General features: G+C 72.2%; 20 protein-coding genes, 2 pseudogenes and 1 riboswitch. Of the genes and pseudogenes, 4 read left to right on the top strand and 18 right to left on the bottom strand.

Annotation, left to right across the window (positions count from 1 at the left end; genetic code table 11):
* Positions 1-22: 22 nt before the first annotated feature.
* Complete coding sequence (locus BM339_RS03465; RefSeq protein ID WP_337959896.1) at positions 23-925, bottom strand: AAA family ATPase; 903 nt, start codon at positions 923-925, stop codon at positions 23-25.
* A gap of 287 nt (positions 926-1,212) precedes the next feature.
* Between BM339_RS03465 and BM339_RS03460 the strand changes: the two are divergent.
* Positions 1,213-1,617: pseudogene (locus BM339_RS03460) on the top strand (molybdopterin-dependent oxidoreductase); the annotation flags it as partial.
* 99 nt (positions 1,618-1,716) lie between these two features.
* On the opposite strand, the pseudogene BM339_RS03455 reads toward BM339_RS03460, so the two are convergent.
* Positions 1,717-2,939 (bottom strand): annotated as a pseudogene (locus BM339_RS03455) (RNA-guided endonuclease InsQ/TnpB family protein).
* 102 nt (positions 2,940-3,041) lie between these two features.
* Here BM339_RS03455 and BM339_RS03450 point away from each other — a divergent pair.
* Complete coding sequence (locus tag BM339_RS03450; RefSeq protein ID WP_075019856.1) at positions 3,042-3,680, top strand: hypothetical protein; 639 nt, start codon at positions 3,042-3,044, stop codon at positions 3,678-3,680.
* 28 nt (positions 3,681-3,708) lie between these two features.
* Here the strand turns inward: BM339_RS03450 and BM339_RS03445 are convergent, their stop codons facing one another.
* The 7 genes from BM339_RS03445 to BM339_RS03415 all read right to left on the bottom strand — a co-directional run bounded on the left by BM339_RS03445 (position 3,709) and on the right by BM339_RS03415 (position 8,739).
* The gene (locus BM339_RS03445; RefSeq protein WP_075020136.1) at positions 3,709-4,293 is read right to left on the bottom strand and encodes a Uma2 family endonuclease; all 585 of its coding nucleotides are present in this window, start codon (positions 4,291-4,293) and stop codon (positions 3,709-3,711) included.
* A gap of 102 nt (positions 4,294-4,395) precedes the next feature.
* A complete protein-coding gene (locus BM339_RS03440; RefSeq protein WP_075019855.1) occupies positions 4,396-4,842 on the bottom strand; it encodes a PH domain-containing protein in 447 nt (148 codons plus the stop codon).
* The gene (gene hisG, locus BM339_RS03435) at positions 4,835-5,710 is read right to left on the bottom strand and encodes an ATP phosphoribosyltransferase (protein ID WP_075019854.1); all 876 of its coding nucleotides are present in this window, start codon (positions 5,708-5,710) and stop codon (positions 4,835-4,837) included. The genes BM339_RS03440 and hisG overlap by 8 nt, the downstream gene beginning before the upstream one ends.
* Before the next feature lie 47 nt (positions 5,711-5,757).
* On the bottom strand, positions 5,758-6,270 hold the full coding sequence (gene ribH, locus BM339_RS03430) for a 6,7-dimethyl-8-ribityllumazine synthase (RefSeq protein WP_075019853.1): 513 nt from the start codon (positions 6,268-6,270) through the stop codon (positions 5,758-5,760).
* Positions 6,267-7,508 carry a bifunctional 3,4-dihydroxy-2-butanone-4-phosphate synthase/GTP cyclohydrolase II gene (locus BM339_RS03425; protein ID WP_021596107.1) on the bottom strand — a complete coding sequence of 414 codons (1,242 nt, stop codon included), beginning with the start codon at positions 7,506-7,508 and terminating at the stop codon, positions 6,267-6,269. The genes ribH and BM339_RS03425 overlap by 4 nt, the downstream gene beginning before the upstream one ends.
* Positions 7,505-8,149 (bottom strand): nicotinamide riboside transporter PnuC, encoded by a 645-nt coding sequence (gene pnuC / locus BM339_RS03420; protein ID WP_021596108.1) that lies wholly within the window; start codon positions 8,147-8,149, stop codon positions 7,505-7,507. Before pnuC ends, BM339_RS03425 begins: the two co-directional genes overlap by 4 nt.
* The gene (locus BM339_RS03415; protein WP_075019852.1) at positions 8,146-8,739 is read right to left on the bottom strand and encodes a riboflavin synthase; all 594 of its coding nucleotides are present in this window, start codon (positions 8,737-8,739) and stop codon (positions 8,146-8,148) included. Before BM339_RS03415 ends, pnuC begins: the two co-directional genes overlap by 4 nt.
* A gap of 71 nt (positions 8,740-8,810) precedes the next feature.
* Positions 8,811-8,941: riboswitch (FMN riboswitch) on the bottom strand.
* A gap of 146 nt (positions 8,942-9,087) precedes the next feature.
* Between BM339_RS03415 and BM339_RS03410 the strand changes: the two genes are divergently transcribed.
* Entirely contained in the window at positions 9,088-9,525 is a 438-nt protein-coding gene (locus BM339_RS03410) for a DoxX family protein (RefSeq protein WP_218163553.1), read from the top strand.
* Between the two features lie 88 nt (positions 9,526-9,613).
* Here the strand turns inward: BM339_RS03410 and BM339_RS03405 are convergent, their stop codons facing one another.
* From BM339_RS03405 to BM339_RS03370, 8 genes are all read right to left on the bottom strand, one after another.
* Positions 9,614-10,252: an HAD-IA family hydrolase gene (locus BM339_RS03405; protein WP_075019850.1), complete on the bottom strand. Its 639-nt coding sequence runs from the start codon at positions 10,250-10,252 to the stop codon at positions 9,614-9,616.
* A 7-nt stretch (positions 10,253-10,259) separates the two neighbouring features.
* Positions 10,260-10,937 carry a ribulose-phosphate 3-epimerase gene (gene rpe, locus BM339_RS03400; protein ID WP_021596112.1) on the bottom strand — a complete coding sequence of 226 codons (678 nt, stop codon included), beginning with the start codon at positions 10,935-10,937 and terminating at the stop codon, positions 10,260-10,262.
* Positions 10,938-10,950: 13 nt separating this feature from the next.
* The gene (locus BM339_RS03395; RefSeq protein WP_075019849.1) at positions 10,951-11,889 is read right to left on the bottom strand and encodes a phosphatase PAP2 family protein; all 939 of its coding nucleotides are present in this window, start codon (positions 11,887-11,889) and stop codon (positions 10,951-10,953) included.
* Between the two features lie 14 nt (positions 11,890-11,903).
* Positions 11,904-13,310, bottom strand: a complete 1,407-nt coding sequence (locus tag BM339_RS03390) for an RsmB/NOP family class I SAM-dependent RNA methyltransferase (protein WP_024936274.1) — start codon at positions 13,308-13,310, stop codon at positions 11,904-11,906.
* The gene (gene fmt, locus BM339_RS03385; RefSeq protein ID WP_021597637.1) at positions 13,310-14,236 is read right to left on the bottom strand and encodes a methionyl-tRNA formyltransferase; all 927 of its coding nucleotides are present in this window, start codon (positions 14,234-14,236) and stop codon (positions 13,310-13,312) included. The genes BM339_RS03390 and fmt overlap by 1 nt, the downstream gene beginning before the upstream one ends.
* Positions 14,237-14,782 (bottom strand): peptide deformylase, encoded by a 546-nt coding sequence (gene def / locus BM339_RS03380; protein WP_021597638.1) that lies wholly within the window; start codon positions 14,780-14,782, stop codon positions 14,237-14,239.
* A gap of 95 nt (positions 14,783-14,877) precedes the next feature.
* The gene (locus BM339_RS03375) at positions 14,878-16,686 is read right to left on the bottom strand and encodes a hypothetical protein (RefSeq protein WP_075019848.1); all 1,809 of its coding nucleotides are present in this window, start codon (positions 16,684-16,686) and stop codon (positions 14,878-14,880) included.
* Positions 16,687-16,702: 16 nt separating this feature from the next.
* On the bottom strand, positions 16,703-18,772 hold the full coding sequence (locus tag BM339_RS03370; RefSeq protein ID WP_083597217.1) for a primosomal protein N': 2,070 nt from the start codon (positions 18,770-18,772) through the stop codon (positions 16,703-16,705).
* A 142-nt stretch (positions 18,773-18,914) separates the two neighbouring features.
* Between BM339_RS03370 and BM339_RS03365 the strand changes: the two genes are divergently transcribed.
* Complete coding sequence (locus BM339_RS03365) at positions 18,915-20,582, top strand: MFS transporter (protein ID WP_244938860.1); 1,668 nt, start codon at positions 18,915-18,917, stop codon at positions 20,580-20,582.
* A gap of 59 nt (positions 20,583-20,641) precedes the next feature.
* Here the strand turns inward: BM339_RS03365 and metK are convergent, their stop codons facing one another.
* Complete coding sequence (gene metK, locus BM339_RS03360) at positions 20,642-21,835, bottom strand: methionine adenosyltransferase (RefSeq protein ID WP_021597643.1); 1,194 nt, start codon at positions 21,833-21,835, stop codon at positions 20,642-20,644.
* Positions 21,836-21,969: the final 134 nt, after the last annotated feature.

The raw sequence follows: 21,969 nt of genomic DNA, 5'->3' as shown, positions 1-21,969 counted from the left end.
TCGGTGACGTCCCGCTCCACGGCTAACCCCCGTTGAGCAGGGCCTCGAGCCCGGCGCCGAGCACGCGCTGCTGGTCCTCGCGGTACTTCAGGACGGCGCCGAGCGTCACCGCCGCCGTGCCCGGGTCCAGCTCGCGGACGCCGAGGGCGACGAGGGCCTCGGTCCAGTCCAGGGTCTCGGCGACGCCGGGCGGCTTCAGCAGGTCGGTGCCGCGCATCCGCTGCGCGACGCGGGCGACCTGCGCGGCGAGCCGCTCCGCCGCGTCCGGCAGCCGCCGCCTGATGATCGCGACCTCGCGGTCGAACGACGGGTGCTCCAGCCAGTGGTAGAGGCAGCGGCGCTTCAGCGCGTCGTGCACCTCGCGGGTGCGGTTGGAGGTGACCACGACGACGGGCGGCTTCTCGGCCCGGATCGTGCCGAGCTCCGGGACGGTGATCGTGAAGTCGCTGAGCACTTCGAGGAGGAACGCCTCGAACTCGTCGTCGGCGCGGTCCAGCTCGTCCACCAGCAGCACGCTCGGGGACGTCTCCAGCGCCTGGAGGAGCGGGCGGGCCAGCAGGAACCGGCGGTCGTAGAGCTCCCCCTCCAGCCGCGCCACGTCGCTGACGCCCGCGGCCTCGGCGGCCCGCAGGTGCAGGAGCTGGCGCGGGAAGTCCCAGTCGTACAGCGCCTGGGAGGCGTCCAGCCCCTCGTAGCACTGCAACCGGATCAGCGGCGCGCCGAGGCCCCGCGCGAGGGTCTTGGCCAGCTCGGTCTTCCCGACGCCGGCCTCGCCCTCCAGGAACAGCGGCCGCCCCATCCGCAGCGCGAGGTAGCACGCCGTCGCGAGCCCCTCGTCGCACAGGTAGGCATGCCGGTCGAGCAGGCCCGCGAGCTCCGCGGGCGATCCGACCTGGTCCACGGTCATCGGCGCCGCCTCCCCCACGGATCACAGGCTACTCAGCCCGAGACGGAACTCACACGTCCCCGCCGCTCCGGATTTTGCCTGGTAAATGAGTAGGGAAAGGTGACTTTCGGGTGGGCGCTGAGCAGCATCGGGTGCATGCGATCCGGCGACAAGGACGACTGTGACCTGACCGACGAGGCGACCTACGAGAGCGTGCGCGCGCCCTCCCGCCGCGGGCTGCTGCGCATGTCCGCTGGAGCGGGGCTGACCGCGGGGCTGGCGGCGGGCCGTCCGCCTTCGGGTCCCAGCAGGGGCAGGCCGCGTCCGGCACGCCGTGGCGGCTCGGCGCCGTCGGCATGGCCCGGTGGCGCGGGGTCCGCCTGTCGGCCGTCCTGCGGCGCGCAGGAATCACCCGCGAGGCCGTGGACATCCTGCCGCGCGGGTTGGACGCTGAGTACGTGGACAAGGGCGAGAACCTCGGCCGCGTGCGACGTCCCCTTCCGGTGGCGAAAGCCATGAAGGACGTCCTCCTCGCCTACGAGATGAACGGTGCCCCCCTGCCCCCCGACCACGGCCACCCCGTCCGCCTCGTCGTGCCGTCGTGGCCGGGCATCGCGAGCGTCAAGTGGCTCGGCGACGTCCAGGTCGCCGGCGAGCCGCTGTTCTCGCCGTGGAACACCCGCTACCACCAGCGAGTCTGCCTCACCGGGCAACCCGCTACGACCGATTAGGACCCCCATGGCACTCTGGAAGCCGGACCCGACCTTCTACGCCTCCCCGCGCGACGCCGCCTCCGCCCCGCCGGAGAGGCTCGCGCGTGGACTCTACTGCTACCCTTGGCCTGCGCCAGCGCCCTGACGGGCGCGGCTTCCTTCCCTCGCGGGTCGGATTTCCTGCTTCGATGCGGGCTGCCCCGGGGTCTCCCCCGGCGGTCTTCCGCTCGCTCCACAGGCTGTCACCGCCAGCCCGGCGGCCAGAATGTTCTTGGCGGCGTTGATGTCCCGGTCATGCCGAGCGCCGCAGTCCGGGCACGTCCACTGACGTGTACCCAAATCCAACGTCGCAAGCAGATGTCCGCATGCGCCGCATTTCTTGGAAGATGGGTGCCACCGATCGATCACTACCACTCGACGCCCGAGTCGAGCGGCCTTGTACTCCAGCATCGACCGGAACTCACCCCAGCCACTGCACGAAATTGCGCGGGCCAAGCGAGAATTGCGGACCATGCCGACCACGTTCAGGTCTCGATGACGATCACGTCGTATCGGCGAACGAGGTCCGTGGTCATCTTGTGCAAGAAGTCCTGCCGGGCGTCGCGCACCCGGGAGTGCGACCGCGCGAGCTTCCGCCTGGTCTTCTTGCGGTTCTGGGAACCTTTGATCTTGCGGGCCATCCTCCGCTGGTACCGTCTGAGCCGCTCCTCGTGACGCTGCATGTGTTTCGGGTGAGCAACGCGACCACCGTCGCTGGTGACCGCGAAGTCCGTCAACCCCAGATCAACACCTACCGTCTTTTCGGTAGGTAGCGCGGGAGCAGGGTCGTCCTCATCGACTACGAGTGTGACGAACCAGCGGCCGTCAGCCTCCCGAGACACGATCACCGTTGTCGGACTCAGAACCGCCAGGTCCACATTCGGCCACGACCACACCACATCCAGAGGCCTGACGGTCTTGGCTAGCCACAATCGGCCGCCGCGCATCCGAAACGCCGAGCGGGTGTAGTGCGCGGACTGACGTCCAGTACGAGCCTTGTAACGCGGATAGTGTGCCCGCCCAGCGAAGAAGTTGGTGAACGCGGCGTGCTGATGCCGCAGCGTTTGCTGCAGCGGAACTGACGACACCTCATTCAGAAACAGCAACTCGGGGTTCTTTTTCCAAACTGTCAGAGCCGCACTCGTCTGCTTATACGAAGTCTGCTCGCCTTCAGTCTGATACCGGGCGCGACGCTCGGCGAGGGTCTTGTTCCAGACGAGCCGCACACACCCAAATGTACGGTTCAGCATAATCGCCTGCTCTGCATCCGGATACGCCCGGCACTTGAATGCCGTCCTCACGACAATAAAATTACAGCGATCTAGGTCCCGCATGGGGAGAACTCGCGAAAATGGAGCGTGTTCCTACTGCAAATTTCGGGTCCTTCAGGTTATAAGTGTCGAATGTCCGACGGATCGCTCGCCGCGCTGGTGGCGCTCGGCGCGTTCCACGGCCTCAACCCCGCCATGGGCTGGCTGTTCGCCGTGGCCCGGGGCCTCCAGGAGCGCAGCCGGTCCCTCGTGCTGCAGTCGCTCCCGGCGATCGCCGCGGGCCACGCCGCCTCCGTGGGCGCCGTCGCGGTCCTCGTCGCGCTCACCCGCTCCGTCGTCGCGACCCGGGCGGTCGCGATCGGCGGCGGCGCGCTCCTCGTCGGCTTCGGGCTGTGGCGGCTGCTGTCCCAGCGGCACTTCCGCTGGGTCGGCATGCGGATCTCGCTGTGGCAGCTCGCCGGCTGGTCGTTCCTGATGTCCTCGGCGCACGGCGCGGGCCTCATGCTGCTGCCCGTCCTGACCTCGTCCGGGACGGCCCCGGCGGGCCACGACCACGGCCTGGCGTCGGCCTCGGGCAGCGCCCTGTCCACGGGCGTCTTCGTCACCGCCGTCCACACCCTCGCGATGTTCGCCGTCGCCGGCGTCATCGCCGTCCTCGTCTACGAGATCGTCGGCCTGGCCATCCTCCGCCGCGCCTGGTTCAACCTGGACCGCCTCTGGGCCGCCGCCCTCATCACCGCCGGCACGATAACCGTCCTCACCGCCCTCTAGGCATGGCGCCACACCTTGGCCGGTGTTCCTACCGCCGCTTGGTGACCGCTGTGAGGTCGATCTCGATGGGGAACGGCCCTGTCACTTTGAGCTGGTCATGGTGGATGCCGGTCATGACGTAAGCCGCACAGGCGGGGTCGAACTCGTAGACATAGACGATGGTGCTCCCCTCGTCCTCCTCAACGCGCCAGTAGTGCCGGATACCGGCCTCCCGGTACCTGCGCGGCTTGATCTCCCTGTCACGGATCTCTGAATCGGGGGAGACCGCCTCGACCACGAGCACGACGTCTTCCGGGAGATAGTAGGTCGACGGCTCGTCCCGTTCGTAGGCCTCGGTCGAGACGATCAGAACGTCCGGCTCGGGAGCGTGGCGATCGGAGAGTCTGACGGTCATTTCGCGGTCGGCGCACAGATACTCCGGCGCCTGACGGTTCAGTTCGGTCCGCAGCAGGTCGATCACGCGGACGTGCCACTTGCGCTGCGGACTCACGAAGACCAGGCTCCCGTCGATCAGCTCCGTGTGCCGGGGCAGACCGCGCATGCGCAGGAAGTCGTCGGCCGTGTAGCCGCCCGGCGGGGGGAACACCCAGTCTGGCAGCGGCTCAAGCTCCATGTGGCCACTTTCCGCGATCGCCTCGATACTCTGAGCGCTCATGAGCCCACTGTCGCACACGAACGCGTTCCTGGTCCGGGCAACAGCCTAAGCCAGAGGTTCTCAGGCGGGGTCGGGGGCTTCGCCTCGGGTGTGGAGGAGGGACTGGAGTTCGGCGAGCTGGCGGGCGGCGAGGGTTTTTTCGGCGCCGTTGATGCCCATCGCGCCGATGGAGGTGCCGTCGGCGAGGTCGAGGGTGGGCCAGGGCTCGCCGGGGCTCATGGTGACGTCCACGACCTCGGGCCATTCGAGGCGGCGGGTGCGGAAGGCGTTGACGACCGTGAGGCCGGAGTCGTCGGCGGTGACGCGGCAGCGGGCCAGCATGTGCAGGATCCACGCGATCAGCGCGCCGAACGCGACCATCAGGATCCGGTCGAACAGCTTGAACTGCGGCGCCACCACCACGGCGAGCACGATCAGGCCGAGCATGATCACGCCCGCCGTGAGGTAGGCGACGAGCCGGGTGGTGCGGGGACGCCACACGGTCGGCAGCGCCGGAGCGTCAGTCAACGATCTTCGCGATGGGGATCTCGAGGATGTCGTGCGCGCCCGCGGCCTTGAGCGCCGGGATCAGCGTGTTGACGCCGCGCTTGGCGACCACGGACTCCACGGCGTTGGACTCGCCGCCGGCGAGCGAGGTGACCGTCGGCGACGCCATGGCGGGCATGATGTCGAGGACCTTCCGCAGGTCGGCCTGCGCGACGTTCAGCTTCAGCAGCACCTTGCCGCGGGCGCGGATGACGCCCTGCAGGAGGAGGGCGATGTCCTCCATCGCGGCGCGCTTCTCCGCGTCCTCGTAGGCGTCGCGGTTCGCGACCAGCTCGGTGTAGCTGGTCAGGAGCGTGTCGAGGATGCGCAGGCCGTTCTTGCGGAGCGACGAGCCGGTCTCGGTGAGGTCGACGATCGCGTCCACGATGTCGGGCACCTTCGCCTCGGTCGCGCCGTAGGACGGGACGACGGTGGCCTTGACGCCGTGCTGTTCCAGGAACCGCCGGGTCATCGCCGGGAACTCGGTGGAGATCCGGACGCCCTCGGGGAGGTCGGACACCGACCGCCAGGGCGCGCCGTCCGGCACCGCCATGATCACGCGGACCGGGTTGGCGGTCGCCTTGGAGTACTTCAGCTCGCCGAGGCTGACCACGTCGGCGTCGGTCTCGGTGATCCAGTCGCGGCCGGTGATGCCGAGGTCGAAGAGCCCCTGTTCGAGGTAGGTCGGGATCTCCTGCGGGCGCAGGACGCGGACCCGGTCGATGCGGGGGTCGTCGATGGAGGCGCGGTAGTCGCGGTCCGACGTCCGCTGGACGGTGAGGTCGGCGGCGTCGAACAGCTGCATGGTCGCCTTCTCCAGCGACCCCTTGGGCAGGACTAGTGACAGCACGGAGTTGCCTTTCGGATGAGATGAGATGCGTACGGGACCGGGGACGTTCAGGAGCCCAGATGCTCCGCGCCGTGCCCCGCGTGACCGTGATGCCGCAGACCTCGCAGGGTCAGTGCCGTGTCGAGTGCGGCCACAGTCGCCTCCCATCCCTTGTCCTCGGAGCTGCCCGGCAGCCCGCTGCGTTCCAGTGCCTGCTCAATGGTGTCACACGTGAGGACCCCGTTGCCCACCGGAGTCGACTCGTCGAGCGCGACGCGGGTCACACCGGCGGTCACCGAGTCGCAGACGTAGTCGAAATGGGCGGTCGCGCCCCGGATGACCGCGCCCAGGCAGACGACGGCGTCGAGGTCGCGGGCGAGCTGCTGGGCGATCACCGGCAGTTCGAGCGCGCCGGCGACGCGGGCGACGACCGGCTCGTCGACGCCGCACGCCTTGGCGGCGGCGAGCGCGCGGTCCAGCAGCTGGTCGGTGATCCTGCCGTGCCAGCGGGTGCAGACGATGCCGAGCGTCAGCCCGGCCGCGTCGACGGTGAAGTCCTCGGGGCGTCCCGCGCCGCTCATGAGAGTCCCTCGATCTGGTGTCCGAGACGGTCGCGCTTGACCGTCAGGTAGCGCCGGTTGTGCTCGGTGACGATGACGGGCATGGACTCGCGTCCCCGCACCTCCACGCCGAAACCGTCGAGGCCCTTCAGCTTCTCCGGGTTGTTGGTGAGCACCCGCACCGAGCGTACGCCCAGCTCACGGAGCATGTGCGCGGCGTTGGAGTACTCGCGCGCGTCGGCGGGGAGGCCGAGTTCCAGGTTGGCGTCCACGGTGTCGGAGCCGTTGTCCTGGAGCGCGTAGGCCTGCAGCTTGGCGAGCAGGCCGATGCCGCGTCCCTCGTGGCCGCGCAGGTACAGGACGATGCCGCGCCCCTCTTCGGCGATGCGTTCCATGGCGGCGTCCAGCTGGGTTCCGCAGTCGCAGCGCTCGGAGTGCAGGACGTCGCCGGTGAGGCACTCGGAGTGGGCCCGGATCAGGACGTCCTCGCCGTCGCCGACGTCGCCGAGGACGAGGGCGATGTGCTCGCCGCCGTCGATGGCGCTGGAGAAGCCGACGGCCTTCCACGCGCCGTACCGGTTGGGCAGGCGGGTCTCGACGACGCGGGTGACCATCGCCTCGGTCCGCCGGCGGTACTCGGCGAGTTGTTCGATGGAGATGAGCTTGAGCCCGTGCTCCTTGGCGAAGATCTGGAGTTCGGGCAGGCGCGCCATGGTGCCGTCCTCGTTCACCACCTCGGCGAGGACGCCGGCGGGGGCGAGCCCGGCGAGCCGGGCGAGGTCGACGGCGGCCTCGGTGTGCCCGCGCCGCCGCAGGACGCCGCCCTCCCGGTAGCGGAGCGGGAAGATGTGGCCGGGGCGGACCAGGTCGCGCGGCTCGGACGCCGAGTCGCACAGGGTGCGGATCGTCCGGGCCCGGTCGGCCGCGGAGATGCCGGTGGTGACGCCGAGGCGGGCGTCCACGCTGATCGTGTACGCGGTGCGCATGCGCTCGGTGTTCTGCGCCGTCATCAGCGGGATCTGCAGCCGGTCGAGGTCTGCGCCCTCCATCGGGACGCAGATGACGCCGCTGGTGTAGCGGATCGTGAACGCGAGCAACTCGGGCGTCGCCTTCGCCGCGGCGAAGATGATGTCGCCCTCGTTCTCGCGGTCCTCGTCGTCGACGACCACGACGGGGCGACCCGCCGCGACGTCCGCGACCGCCGCCTCGATCGGGTCGAAGATGCCCGTGTCGCCGATCCCTGTGTCGTTGCCGCTCATGCGGTCACCGCCTTCTGCCCGAGGGCCTGCCCGCCCCGGGACTCCCGGAGCCAGTTCCTGAACCCGACCATCACCATCACGAAGAAGATCCCGTAGACCGCGCCGGACACGTACAGCCCGGACCTGAGCGCCAGCGGCACCCCGACCAGGTCCACGAGCACCCAGACGATCCAGAAGTCGACCAGCGCGCGGCTCTGCGCGAACGTCGCGACCGCGCTGCCGACGAAGATGTAGGCGTTCGCCCACGGCGACCAGGCGATCCTCAGCCAGTCGAGGTGGACGAACAGTTCGGCGACGACCGCCGTGCCGATGACGAGCGCGCCGATCAGCACGGCGCGTTCCTTGGGCGTCGCCTGCCGGACGACGAGGCCGCCCGTGGTGTCGCGCCGCCCCCGTGTCCACATGGCCCATCCGCTGAGGGCGAGCCCGATGAACAGCACCTGTTTGAGGGCGTTGCCGGGGACGTGCGCGTGCGTCGACGCGGCGAGCAGCAGGAGCGCGCCGGCCAGCTGCACGGGCCACGTCCAGAGGGTCTTGCGCATGGCGAGCCAGACGACGGCGAGCGAGAGCACGTTGCCGACCAGGTCGGTCCACAGGATGTGCTCGCCGAACACCTCGAAGCCCGCGCCGAGCCAGTTCACGACCGGTCGCCCATCATGCGCTCGACGTATTTGGCGACGACGTCCACTTCGAGGTTCACGGGCTCGCCCGGCTGCTTGTGGCCGAGCGTGGTGAGCGCGAGCGTCGTCGGGATGAGGGCCACGCTGAACCGGTCGGCGGCGGCCTCGACGACGGTGAGGCTGATGCCGTCGACGGTGATGGAGCCCTTGTCGACCAGGTAGCGGCTCAGGCTCGGGGGGAGGGACACCGTGACCACGTCCCACCGCTCCCCCGGCTCGCGGGAGAGGATCTCGCCCACGCCGTCGACGTGGCCCTGGACGAGATGGCCGCCGAGCCGGTCGGAGAGCCGGACGGGGCGTTCCAGGTTGACCTTGGAGCCCGGTTCCAGCGCGCCGAGGCCGGACTTGTCGAGGGTCTCCTTGATGACGTCGGCGGTGAACACCCCGTCTTTGACGTCCACCACGGTGAGACAGACGCCGTTGACGGCGATCGACGCGCCGTGGACGGCGTCCTCGGTGACGAGCGGTCCGCGGACCGTGAGCGTGACCGAGCCCCCCAAGGGGTCGACCGCCACGATCTCGCCGAGCTCCTCGACGATGCCGGTGAACATCTCCCGGGCCTCCCTGTTCAAGGCTCCGGGGGACGTACGGCCGTCAGCGCACGCCCCTGGCCAGGGGCGTACCGCGCGCTGCCTCCCATCCGGACTTTCACCGTCGGTCCCGGAGTTCCACCGGGTCAACCGGCCGATGGCTTCGGCCGGGTCGCGGACTGTCACCGCCGGTTCGGAATTTCACCGACCCCGGAGCACGCGTTCATGCTTTGCCAACCAGTGTGCCACGCATTCTCTTCCCCGCCCCTGTGACCATCGCCACGGTCACCGGGACGGCCCGCCGAAAGGTAGATACTTAAACGTTCAACGATCTTCGACTCGGGGTAGGTGACGGGACACACGTGACGCATGACGACATTCCCCCTGGAGGCAGTCATGGACGTCGTCGCCCTCATCGCCCGCGTCGCCTTCGCGGCGCTCTTCGCCGGCGCCGCCGTCGGCCACCTCACCGCCACCGAGGCGATGGCCGGCTACGCGGCGGCCAAGAAGCTCCCGATGCCCAGGCTCGCCGTCCAGGTGTCGGGCGTCTACATCCTGGTGGCGGCGGTCCTGCTCGTCCTCGGCGTCTGGCCCGACCTCGCCGCGATCGCCTTCGTCCCCTTCCTGCTCATCACGGCCTTCGTCTTCCACGACTTCTGGAGGCAGGAGTCGCCGGAGACGCGCCAGCAGGAGCAGATCCAGTTCAACAAGGAGATCGCCCTCGTGGGCGGCGCCCTGGCCCTGTTCGTCCTCTACGCGTCGGACGAGCACCCCGGCCTCAACCTGGTGGGCCCGCTCTTCGGCTGACGGCCCGCGCCGCCCGACCCCGTGCCGCCGGGCCCGTGGTGACCGCCATCCCGCCCGGCCCGGCGGCGCGGCCTTTCCCTCCCAGGGGTCAGCCGGTGGTGACGTGGAGACCGTCCGTTGAGGCCGCCACGCGGGTCAGGTCCTGGACGATGTGGTGGGCCGCCGTCAGGAAGTCCTGCGCGTGGCTCGTGAGCACCGCGAGGACGGTGGCACCCGCGGACCGGCCTGCCGCAATGCCGGCGGGGGCGTCCTCGATGACGACGCAGTCGGACGGAGGCACGCCCAGACGCCCGGCCGCCTGGAGGTAGCCGGACGGGTCTGGTTTGCCGGACGCAACGTCGTCGGCGGTCACCACTACGGGTGGGAGCGGCACACCCGCCGCCTCTGTGCGGGCCTTGAGATGGGCCCGGTCCATCGAGGTGACGAAGGCGTGAGGCAGGCCGTTCATGGACGTCAGCAGCTCCATGGCGCCGGGGAGGGCGGTGATGCCGTCGGTGCGGGACGCTTCCAGGGCGTCCAGGCGGGCGGTGGCTTCGCGCACCTCGTCCGGTGGGAGGAAGTCGGCCACGCGGTCGCTCGTCCGGCGGCCGTGGGCGTCCGACAGGAACTCGTCCGGGTCGATGCCGTACTCGGCGGCCCACTCGCGCGCGGCGCGCTCGACGAGCGGTGTGGAGTCGACGAGGGTGCCGTCCACGTCGAACAGGACGGCGTTGCAGGTGAGGATCACCAGGAGATCACCAATCGGCTTTGGCGGTCGCCTCTTCGGCCTGGGCGCGGAGCTTGCGCACGGCCTCGGCGGGGTCGTCGGCGCCGTAGACCGCGCTGCCTGCGACGAAGACGTCGGCTCCCGCGTCGGCGCAGCGTTCGATGGTCTCGGCGCTGACACCGCCGTCGACCTGGAGCCAGACGGGAAGGTCGCGGCCCTTGATGAGCTCCCGGGCGCGGCGGACCTTCGGCAGGACGACGTCCAGGAACTTCTGGCCGCCGAAGCCCGGCTCGACGGTCATGAGCAGCAGCATGTCGACCTCGCCGAGGAGGTCCTCGAAGCCGTCGACCGGGGTCGCCGGGTTGACGCCGAGGCCCGCCCGCGCGCCCGCGGAGCGGATGGCGCGCAGGGTGCGGACGGGGGCCTTCGCCGCCTCGGCGTGGATGGTGACGCTCTTCGCCCCCGCCTCGGCGTACTCCGGCGCCCAGCGGTCGGGATCCTCGATCATCAGGTGGCAGTCGAGCGGCAGCGCGCTGTGCCTGAGCAGGGCCTGCACGACGGGCAGCCCGAGGGTGAGGTTCGGGACGAAGTGGTTGTCCATGACATCGACGTGCACCCAGTCCGCGGTGCCGGCGACGCGCGCGACGTCCTCGGCCAGGCGGGCGAAGTCGGCGGACAGGATGCTGGGCGCGATCTGAGGAGCCATGATGGCCCCGAGTCTATTGGCGTAGTTCGGCCCGTTCGTCACCCGGGCGGGTGAGACCGGGGGTGGAACGGGCGGCCAGCCCGGTCCGGACGAAGACCTCCGGCGCGCCGGCCGTGACCCAGAGGACCAGCAGGGCCTGGACGACGAAGGCCTGGACCAGGTGGGTCCCCTCGAAGAAGGCGATGACCGCCGCGCCGGCGAGCCCCACCGGGAGGCGCGCGAGGCGCTGCCAGGCCTTCCCGCCCGGCTCGAACCAGCCGCGGGCCGCGAGGACGGACAGGCCCATGAGGGCGCCGCAGAAGGCGCCGGAAGCCTGGGCCGCGTCGGTCGCGGTCACCGGCTCGGTGGCTCCGCCGGCCGCTCTGACGGCCTCCGCCCAGGCCTGCGGCCACTGCCAGTCACCGAGGCGTTCCGCCGCACCCCAGCCCGCCGCCAGGAGCAGCAGGGAGGCCGCCAGGGAGAGCGCCATCTGCATCGCCAGATGCTGCCGCCTCCACCACGGGACGACGATGGGTTCCAGCCCCAGGACGGCCACGAGAAGGACCAGGCCGATCCCCCATCCCGCCGCGACCTGGCCGACCGAGTGGACGCCGAGGTACACGCGGGAGTAGCCGATCAGCAGGATCATGGCGGCGGCGCCGGCCCACAGCGTCCACCGCCTGGTCTGGGCGGCGAAGAAGCCGTAGCCCACGATGCCGTTCTGGGCGTGCCCCGAGGGCATCCCGAAGGACGTCAGCGATTGCTCGCCCTTGATGTCGGGATCCGTCCAGTAGGGGCGGGGGTCGTGGAAGACGAGCTTGAGCAGCGAGTTGACGACCGCGCCGAGCAGCAGGACGACCGACGCCCGCGCGGCGAGGCGCGGTGCCACGCACCAGAAGAGCGCCAGCAGCAGTGGGACGTAGAAGGCCGCGCTGCCCAGGTACGACACGAACTCCATGAAGCCGGTCAGCACGGATCCCCCAAGGGCTAGGTGCGGCGTAGAAGGGCCAGGAACATCGCGTCGGTGCCGTGCCGGTGCGGCCAGAACTGCGCGTACGGGCCGTCCCCCACGTCGGTGAGCCGCGGCGCGATCGCCGTCAGGGCCGCCGGGGCGTCGAGCCGTTCGACGTCGCCGCGCCCGCGCAGGACGTCGTCCACCACCACCCGGGTCTCGGCCAGGTGGGGCGAGCAGGTGACGTAGGCGACCACGCCGCCGGGCCGCACGGACTCCAGCGCCGTCGCGAGCAGCTCCCTCTGCAACGGGCCCAGTTCGGCGACCGACTCGGGCCCGCGGCGCCAGCGCGCTTCGGGACGCCGGCGCAGCGCGCCGAGACCGGTGCAGGGGGCGTCCACCATGACCCGGTCGAACGCGCCCGGACGCCAGGCCGGGGCGGTGCCGTCGGCGGCGACCACGGCCGCGCGGTCGTCGACCGCCCGCCGGACGAGGCCGGCGCGATGCGGCTGGAGGTCGGCCGCGAGGAGCCGGGCGTCCCGCTGCGTCGCCAGGGCCGAGAGGAGCCCGGCCTTGCCGCCGGGGCCCGCGCAGAGGTCGGCCCAGCGCGCGTCCGGGCCGTCCAGGGAGACCTCGGCCAGGGCGAGGGTGACCATCTGGCTCGCCTCGTCCTGGACGGCGGCGCGCCCATCGCGGACCGCCTCGATGCCCGCGGGATCGCCCTCGGCCAGAACCGCGGCGTAAGGCGAGTAGGGAGCGGGCTCCGCGCCTCCGTCGTACAGCTCCTGCGGTGCGGCCCGGCCCGGACGCGCCACCAGGGTCACCCGGGGGCGGGCGTTGTCCGCGGCGAGAAGGTCGTCGATCTCGTCCGGCCCGACGGCGTCCCGCAGGGCGGAGACGATCCACTTGGGATGGCTGTGCGCGACCGAGAGGCGGGTCGTGGTGTCGGCGTCCGCGGGTGCGACGATCCGCAGCCAGGCGTCCAGGTCTCGCGTCGCGACCTTGCGCAGCACCGCGTTGGCGAACTTGGCCTGGCCCGGACCGGAGACGGTCCGGGCCAGCTCCACGGTCGTGCCGACGGCGGCGTGCGGCGGGATGCGCGTGGCGAGGATCTGGTGGGCGCCGAGGCGCAGGACGTCCAGGAGCGGCGCGTCGATGCGGCGCAGCTCGCGGTCGCTGCACAGCGAGAGCACCGCGTCGTAGGTTCCCCGGCCGCGCAGGGTGCCGTAGGTCAGCTCGGTGGCGAGGGCGGCGTCGCGTCCGGTCAGGCCCCGGTCGCGCAGCCGGCTCGGCAGCAGGAGGTTGGCGTACGCGTCCCGGGTCTCGACCGCCCGGATCACGTCGAACGCCGTGCGGCGGACGAGGTCCTGCGGGCGGCCCGTCTTGCGGGGACCGCCCGGTCGGCGGTTCTGCGTGCGGCGGCGGTTGCGGGCGGGAGGCATCAGTGCAGAGCGTCCTTACCGGTGAGGTCGACGCCGCGGATCCAGTCGGTGGCGGCCATGCGGCGCTTGCCCTGCGGCTGCACCTCGCCGAGGGCGACGGGATGCGTCGCCGTCCCCACCAGCGCCTCGTTCTTGCCCGCCCGGATCTCCCCGGGGGACAGCTCGGCGGCGCCCGGCACCGGACGGACGGGCCCCAGCTTGACCCGCGTCTCGCGGAAGGTCGTCCAGGCGCCGGGCGCGGGCGTGCAGGCGCGGACGAGGCGGTCGATGTGCAGGGCGGGGCTCTTCCAGTCGACGCGGCCGTCCTCCGGCGTCAGCTTGGCCGCGTGGGACACGCCCTCGGTCGGCTGCGGCCGGGGCTCCAGGACACCGGCCTCGATGCCGTTCAGGGTGTCGAGCAGGAGGCTCGCGCCGGCGACGGCGAGCCGCCCCAGGAGGTCGCCGGAGGTGTCGGTCGGCCGGATCGGCTCGGTGAGGACGCCGTAGACCGGTCCCGTGTCCAGCCCCTCCTCGATCTGGAAGGTGGCCGCGCCCGTCACGTCGTCGCCGTGCAGGATCGCGCGCTGGACGGGCGCCGCCCCGCGCCAGGCGGGCAGCAGCGAGAAGTGCAGGTTCACCCAGCCGTGCCGGGGGATCTCCAGGGCCTCGCGGGGCAGCAGTGCGCCGTAGGCGACCACGGGGCAGCAGTCGGGCGCGATCTCGCGGAGCCGGTCCAGGAACTCCGGATCGCGGGCCTTCTCCGGCTTCAGCACCTCCACGCCCGCCTCGGCGGCGAGCGAGGCCACCGGGCCGGGGCTCAGCCGCCGCCCACGGCCCGAACGGCCGTCCGGGCGGGTCACCACCGCCGCGACCTCGTGCGAGGACCCCAGGAGCGCGGTCAGGGCCGGGAGCGCGGTCTCGGGGGTTCCGGCGAACACCAGCCGCACCTAGATCGCCTTCCCCAGGGTGCGGTGCGGCGACTCCTTGACGACGGGCGCCGGCTCGCCGAACCACTCGGCTTCGCGGATCGCCTTCATCGCGGCCTTGCGCTGCTCCGGGTCCATCCGGTCGATGAAGATGATCCCGTCCAGGTGGTCGGTCTCGTGCTGCACGCACCGGGCCAGCAGGTGCGTGCCCTCCAGCGTGATCGGCTCCCCGTGCATGTTGAAGCCCTTCGCGACCACGCCGACGGAGCGGGGCGTCGGGAACGCGAGGCCGGGCAGCGACAGGCAGCCCTCGTCGTCGGTCTCCTGCTCGTCCGACAGGTCCAGCGTCGGGTTGACCACGTGCCCCAGGCGGTCGTCGACGTAGTAGGTGAACACGCGCAGGCCCACGCCGAGCTGGGGCGCGGCCAGGCCGGCGCCCGGCGCGTCGATCATCGTGTCGGTGAGGTCCTTGACGAGCTGGCGCAGCTCCTTGTCGAAGTCCTTCACCGGCTCCGCGGGCGTGCGCAGCACGGGATCGCCGAAGAGGCGGATGGGCTTGACGGCCAACGGGGACTCCGTTTCCTGCGAGGTTCTGCGGCTGGCGAGCGAAGTGGGATGCGGCCTCCAGTCTACGGAGCCGCACCCCTTGGTTTTCACGCCGATCACACGCCGCGGTGCGCTCCCTGGCCCGCCGAGCGGGCCTTGTAGGCGGCGGTGCGGGCGGCCTTGGCGGTGGCCTTGTCCGGATGGTGGGCGCCCAGGGCCTCCAGGACGTCGGCCGCGCCGGGATGCTGGGTGCGCCACAGCTCGTCGACCATGACCCTCATCTCCGCCTCCGGCGGCGCGTCGATCAGGGCGGCCTCGACCGCCTCCTCCGGTTCGGCGGTCTCCAGCATCCCGGCGACCGTGTCGACGAACACCCAGAGGTACTCCTCGCGGGCCAGCTCCCGCCCCGCCGGGTCGCCCGCGGCGTTGAGCCACATCGCGGCGTAGGGCGACACGAGCGGATGCTCCCGCGCGGCGCGGACGACCCCGGCCGCCTCCGGCCCGATCCGGTGCAGGACCGCGGCGGCGAGGTTGCGGGCGCCCGGGCCGCCGGTCCGCATGACGTCCAGCAGGTCGGCGGCGGCGTCCTTGGGGTCGTGGGCGGCCAGCCAGCCGTCGATCTCCTCGTCGGCGGCCTCCGGCCGGTACCAGGTCAGGCCCCCGATCAGCTCGGACGCGCGCGCTCCGGCCAGCTCCCCGATGACCGGGGCGGTGAAGCCGTCCGCGACGAGCAGTTCCCTGACCGCCCACACGCCGAGGGGAGTCAGCGCCAGGCCCTTGCCGGACGGCTCGACGATCCCCCAGCCCTCAAGGGCCGAGAGCTCCAGATGGAACGCGTCCGACACGAGCGCGAACATGGCGTCGGCGTCGGTGAGGTCGTAGGCCTCCTCGACATGGCCGAGGAGAGCCTCGACCAGCCCCTCGGGCCCGGTGGGCTCCTCCTGCTCGTACAGGTGGATGAGGACGCCGGTCATCTCGTTCTGGACGAGTTCGACCGCGTCCAGGCCGTCCGCGTAGTCGTGCCCCGGCACCACGAGGGCGTCGAACAGCGGCAGCCAGGCGGCGAGCAGCTCCGCGTCGTCGCCGGACTCCAGCTTCGCCAGGGCGGGCCCTGGGCGGGCGGTGCCCTGCTCCGCCGTGATGACGTTCGCCTCAATGGCGGCCCACCACAGCCTTTCCAGCTCGCCCTCGTCCTCCATCTGGCCATGGCTCCGCGGCGTCTCCAGGCCGAGGGCGGCGCGGGCGGCAGCGGCGTCGTCCCGGGTGAGCGTCTCGTGTTCGGTGAGGGCCCGCTCGCCCGTCCAGCCCGCGAGGGCCAGGACGGCCGCGGTCAGGCGCGAGCGGCGCGCCGCGTCCGCCAGCTCGGCCTCCGGCGCCAGCCTGGCGGGCGGCACGACCAGCTCTCCGGCCTGCCTCAGATACTCCTCGGTGCGGGCGTAGCGCTCCTCCTCGGGCCGCTCCTCGAAGTCGCGGACCCACGCGTCGACGGCCTCCTGGTCGTCCAGGGAGACCCCGTCGGCCTGCATCAGCCCGGCGATGACCTCGGCCGCCGCCTGCCGCTCGTCGCTGTCGACCGCGGCGACGACCTCGGTGAACTCCGGCGCGGTCCGGTCGATCTCGGCCTCCAGCGCGCCGGCGTCCGCCTCCGGGACGGCGCCGGTGTCGCGCAGGAAGGCGACGATCCGGCGGAGCGCGTCGAGGACGGTGGGGACGTCCTCGCGCCCGGCGACCACCGACTCGGGGAACGCCTCCAGCAGCAGCTCGCGGACGCCGGCCGGGGTCAGCGCGGCCGGCCCCGGGAGTTCCAGCTCCTCGCGCGCCAGGTCGAGCAGGATGCGCACGCCCTGGTCGTCCAGTGTCTCGCCGCGTTCGTCCGCCCACCGCCGCAGGTCGCCGGCGGTCGTCTCCACCCAGTTGTCGGCCACCCGAGAACCCTATTGGTCAGATCAGCTCCAGGGGGTCGATCTGGACCCGCACTGTCTCCGTCGCCTTGCGCGCGCTGCGCACCCCCTGGGCCTCCTTCAGCGCGCGCGCCAGTGCGAGCCCCGCGGCCCGGGGCACGCGTATCAGGGCACGCTCCTTTTCCTGGACGTCGGCGCCCGCCTGCGGGACGGGCACGGGCCCGAGGACCTCCGCGCCGTCCGGCAACCGGGCGTCCGCCAGGAGCTCCCGTATGGCGGCGGGCGACGCGGTGAGCGACGCCATGCGCGTGGCGGGCGGGAACCCCGCCTCCTTGCGCTCGGCCAGCTCCCGCTCCGCGTACGTGACCGGGTCCCACCGGACGAGCGCCTGGACGGCGGGCAGCGCCCCCTCGGCGGCCACGATCACGGGCCCCTGCGACCGGACGAGCGACGCCGCGTTCATCCAGCGCCGGAGCGTCTCCTCGCCCGCGCGCAGATCCGGCCGCCCGAGCAGCACCCAGCCGTCCAGCAGGAGCGCGGCCGTGTAGCCGCCGTCCGCGCGCGGTTCGGCTCCCGGGGTGGACACCACGAGGGCCCGTTCCGGGCCGATCTGGTCGAGGACGGCGTCCCGCCCGGACGTGCGCACCGCCACGCCGGGGAACGCCCTGCCCAGCTCCTCCGCCGTGCGTTTGGCGCCCACCACGACCGCGCGCACCTGGAAGAAGCCGCACTCGGGGCAGTGCCAGTCTCCCGCGATATGGCCGCACCAGCGGCAGTACGGGGCGGCGTGGGACGAGGCCAGCGCCAGCGGCCCCTGGCACGCCCGGCACTGGGCCGGCGTGCGGCACCGCCCGCACGCGATGCCCGGCACGTATCCGCGCCTGGGGACCTGCACGAGGACGGGACCGTGCTCCAGAGCCTGCCTCGCGGCCTCGAACGCGACGTTGGGCAGGCGAGCCGTGCGGGCGGCGGCGTCGCGGGCGAGCTGCGCGTCCTCCCCCACGTACCGGACGCGCGGCATCACCGCCCGGACACGTCCCCGGTCGGCGGCGAGCGTGTGCGCCCAGCCGGTCTCCACCAGCTGTGTGGCGTCGGTGGTCCTGGTGAACCCGCCGATCAGCGCTCCGGCGCCCGTCCTGTGCGCGCGCAGGGCCAGCACGTCGCGGGGATGCGGGTAGGGCGCGTGCGGCTCGGCGTGCACGTCGTCGCCGTCGTCCCAGAGCACGACCAGGCCGAGATCCGCGACGGGCGCGAACATGGCGGCGCGGGTGCCGACGACCGCCCGCGCCTTGCCGCGCAGCGCGGCCAGCCATCTGCGGTAGCGCTCCGCGGGCCCCAGCTCCGCCGTCAGGGCGACGTGCAGCCCCTCCCCCAGCTCCGCCTTCAGCGCCGCGTCGACCCGCGCCGCGTCGCGGCCGTCCGCGACCACGACGAGCGCACCGCGCCCAGCGGTGAGCGCGGCGGCGACGGCCCGCGCTATGGCGGCCGTCCAGCCGGGCCCCGGCAGTGCCGTCCACACGGCTCGCGGCGCCTTCCCAGCGGCCAGCGCGCTGAGGAACGACTCTCCGGCCGGGTAATCCAGCCAGGGGCCGGCGCCGGCCGGCTCGGGCGGGGCCGGCTCGCCCTCCGCCACCGGCTCGGCCTCCACGCGCGCGTGCCGGGGCGGGACGGCCAGCCGCAGGACGTCCGCGAACGTGCCCGCGTACCGAACGGCCACCTCCCGCACGAGCGCGGCGATCTCCGGCGTGAGGACGGGTTCGGGCGAGGTGACCCGCTCCAGGAACAGCAGCTTGCCGTCGTGATCGCTCTCGGCGACCCGCTCCAGCACGAACCCGTCGACCAGCTGGCCGGCGAAACGCACCCGCACCCGGCAGCCGGGGACGGCCTTGGCGTCCAGCTCGGCGGGCACCAGGTAGTCGAACGGGCGGTCCAGATGTGGGAGCGACATGTCGACCGCGATCCGCGCGACGGGCCGCTCCCCGGCCGGACGGCGCGCCCCCTTCTTGCCGGACTTGGCGGCCTTACCGGGCTTCTTCGGCTTGTCGGCGGATGTCCGCGGAAGGGCGTCCAGCCCCGGGATCAGGTCCGTTCCCCCGCCGTCCTTGGTCACGCCCCCGTCCTACCAGATCGATCCGACAGGCGGTCCCGCGCGCTAGGGTTGGTCCGTCTGAACGGGGCGCGCACCGTTCCCGCCGGCCCATTGCCCGATGTCTCCCGCGCCCCTCGCCGTCCGTCGAGCCCATGCAGGCGAAGTGACCACAGCTCAAACCCCAGAGCGGACGGACGCCCCGGTCGAGTACGGGGCGTCCCGCCGTTCCACCACGACCTCCGCGGCCTCCAAGTGGAAGAAGCGGGCACGCCACCCCGTCGTGGCCGCCACGCTGGCCGCGGGCGTGCTCCACCTGGTGTGGGCGCTCTTCCTCGCGACTGAGGGAGGCGACCTGGCCGCGCAGGCCGCGTGGACCGACTTCGTCTGGAAGCACCCCGACGCGGCGTACAGCTTCGCCTGGTACGGCGGGATGCACCCCGCCTCCTACAGCGTGATGTCGCCGCATCTGATGGCGCTGTTCGGCATCCGCACGGTCGCGGTCGTGACCGGCACGGTCTCCGCCGGGCTGACCGCCGCGCTGCTCAAGCAGTTCCGGGCCCCCGTCGCCCTGCCCGCGTCCCTCTGGGCCGCGTTCGCGCTGTCGTGCAACGCCGCCTCCGGCCGCGTCACGTTCGGCCTGGGGCTGATGTTCGCGCTCATGGCGACCATCGCGGCGTTCACGCCGCGCGGCACCCCCGCCCTGCGCGCGGTCGGGATGGTCTGCCTGAGCGTGCTGGCGTCGCTCGCGAGCCCCGTCGCCGGCCTGTTCCTGCTCGTGCTGGCCGCCGCCCTGTTCCTGACCGGCCGCCGCCGCGCCGGCGTCTGCGTCGCCGTCGGCCTCCCCGTCGTGGTGGGGACGACGAGCCTGCTGTTCCCGTTCAGCGGCGTCCAGCCCATCTCCCTCACGGCGATCGTGCTGCCCGCCGTCACCGGGGTCATCGCGATCCTGACGTGCGCGCCCAAGAACTGGGCGTTCGTCCGGATCGGGGCCGGCGTCTACCTCATCGGGATCCTCCTGACCTGGCTGATCCCCTCCCCCGTCGGCAGCAACGTCGAGCGCCTCTCGCTGCTGTTCGGCGGGATGTTCCTGCTGTCGGCGGTCGCCCGCGCGCACGGGCGGGTCCGGATCGCGGTCCTGTCGGTGGCCTTCATCGTCACGGCGTCCTGGCAGGTCGTGAAGCCCGTCGACGACCTCATCCACACCGAGCCCGCCGACTCGGCCGCCGCCCACGCCCGCGGCCTCATCGCCGCGCTGGACGGCCTGGACGCCGAGCGGTCGCGCATCGAGGTCGTGCCGCTGCGCTCCCACTGGGAGTCGGCCGGCCTCAGCCGCCACTTCATCCTCGCGCGCGGCTGGAACCGCCAGGTCGACGCCGAGCGCCACGAGCTGTTCTACGAGGACGGCGCGCTGACGCCCGCCTCGTACCGCGACTGGTTGCACGAGTGGGCGGTCCAGTACGTCGTCCTGCCCGAGCAGGAGGTCGACTGGTCGGCGCAGGACGAGGCCGCCATCGTCGAAGGCGGCCAGCCGTACCTGAGCGAGATCTGGCGGGACGAGCACTGGCGCCTGTTCCGCGTGGTGCGGCCCACCCCGCTGGTCGACCGGCCCGCCTCGGTGCGCCACCTCGACGCCGGCGAGCTCGTCGTCGACATGCCCTCCGGCGGGTCGGCCCTGCTGCGGATCTCCTGGTCCCCCTGGCTCAGGGTCACCGGCGGGGACGCGTGCCTGGCGCGCGCGGGCGACTTCGTCAGGATGACCGCCCGCGCCCCCGGCCGCTACACCATCGCCGCCAGCTACGCCCTGCACCGCGGCAACCACTGCGGCTCCTGACGTCCCGCACGTCGAAGGGCCCCGGGGGGACGTCCCCCGGGGCCCTTCGACGAGGCGGGTTACAGGCCGGCGGCGGAGGCCAGGTCCTTGGCGCGGTCGGCCGACTCCCAGGAGAAGTCGGGCTCCTCGCGGCCGAAGTGGCCGTACGCGGCGGTCTTCTGGTAGATCGGGCGGAGCAGGTCCAGGTCGCGGACGATCGCGGCGGGCCGCAGGTCGAACACCTCGTCGACGGCCTTCTCGATCTTCTCGGGGGCGACCTTCTCGGTGCCGAAGGTCTCCACGAACACGCCGACCGGGTGGGCCTTGCCGATCGCGTAGGCGACCTGCACCTCGGCGCGGTCGGCGAGCTGCGCGGCGACGATGTTCTTGGCGACCCAGCGCATCGCGTACGCGGCGGACCGGTCGACCTTGGACGGGTCCTTGCCGGAGAACGCGCCGCCGCCGTGCCGGGCCATGCCGCCGTAGGTGTCCACGATGATCTTGCGGCCGGTGAGGCCGGCGTCGCCCATCGGGCCGCCGATCTCGAAGCGCCCGGTCGGGTTCACCAGCAGCCGGTAGCCGCCCGTGTCGAGGTCGAACTGGGCGAGCACGGGGTCGACCACGTGCTCCTTCACGTCCGGGGCGAGCAGCTCCTTCAGGTCGATGTCGGGAGCGTGCTGGCTGGACACCACGACGGTGTCGAGGCGGACCCCGCGGTCGCCGTCGTACTCGATGGTGACCTGCGTCTTGCCGTCCGGGCGCAGGTACGGGACGTCGCCGCTCTTGCGGACCGCCGAGAGCCGCTGCGCGAGCCGGTGCGCCAGCGTGATCGGCAGCGGCATCAGCTCGGGCGTCTCGTTGGTGGCGTAGCCGAACATCAGGCCCTGGTCGCCGGCGCCCTGCCGGTCCAGGTCGTCGACGCCCTCGCCCTCGCGGGTCTCGTAGGCGTCGTCGACGCCCTGCGCGATGTCGGGCGACTGGGCGCCGATCGACACCGACACGCCGCAGGAGTGGCCGTCGAAGCCCTTCTTGGACGAGTCGTAGCCGATCTCCAGGATCTTCTCCCGGATCACGCCCGGGATGTCCACATAGGTCTCGGTGGTGACCTCACCGGCCACATGCACCTGACCCGTCGTGATCATCGTCTCGACGGCGACCCGGCTCTTCGGGTCGTCCTTGATCATCGAGTCGAGGATCGCGTCGCTGATCTGGTCCGCGATCTTGTCCGGGTGCCCTTCGGTCACGGACTCGGAGGTGAACAGGCGGCGAGACACGTACGTGAACTCCTTGCAGCGGCTGCTGACTGACGTCGCAGGACGGATTTTTGTCGAGTCCGGCGGGGGAGCCCCGCCCCCCGCCGCGGTTCCCCACGGATGATAGGGCGCAAGTCTAGCGGGATCGCCGCCCG

It is taken from the genome of Actinomadura madurae, from assembly GCF_900115095.1.
Lineage (GTDB): Bacteria > Actinomycetota > Actinomycetes > Streptosporangiales > Streptosporangiaceae > Spirillospora > Spirillospora madurae.
Note: the sequence above shows the minus strand (reverse complement) of the source record. Positions and strands in the feature narration are given on the sequence as shown.

Coding starts and splice junctions, on each gene's coding strand:
- BM339_RS03450 (WP_075019856.1), top strand. CDS start 3,042: ATGTCCGACGGATCGCTCGCCGCGCTGGTGGCGCTCGGCGCGTTCCAC.
- BM339_RS03445 (WP_075020136.1), bottom strand. CDS start 4,293: ATGGAGCTTGAGCCGCTGCCAGACTGGGTGTTCCCCCCGCCGGGCGGC.
- ribH (WP_075019853.1), bottom strand. CDS start 6,270: ATGAGCGGCGCGGGACGCCCCGAGGACTTCACCGTCGACGCGGCCGGG.
- BM339_RS03425 (WP_021596107.1), bottom strand. CDS start 7,508: ATGAGCGGCAACGACACAGGGATCGGCGACACGGGCATCTTCGACCCG.
- BM339_RS03415 (WP_075019852.1), bottom strand. CDS start 8,739: ATGTTCACCGGCATCGTCGAGGAGCTCGGCGAGATCGTGGCGGTCGAC.
- BM339_RS03410 (WP_218163553.1), top strand. CDS start 9,088: ATGACGACATTCCCCCTGGAGGCAGTCATGGACGTCGTCGCCCTCATC.
- rpe (WP_021596112.1), bottom strand. CDS start 10,937: ATGGCTCCTCAGATCGCGCCCAGCATCCTGTCCGCCGACTTCGCCCGC.
- BM339_RS03390 (WP_024936274.1), bottom strand. CDS start 13,310: ATGCCTCCCGCCCGCAACCGCCGCCGCACGCAGAACCGCCGACCGGGC.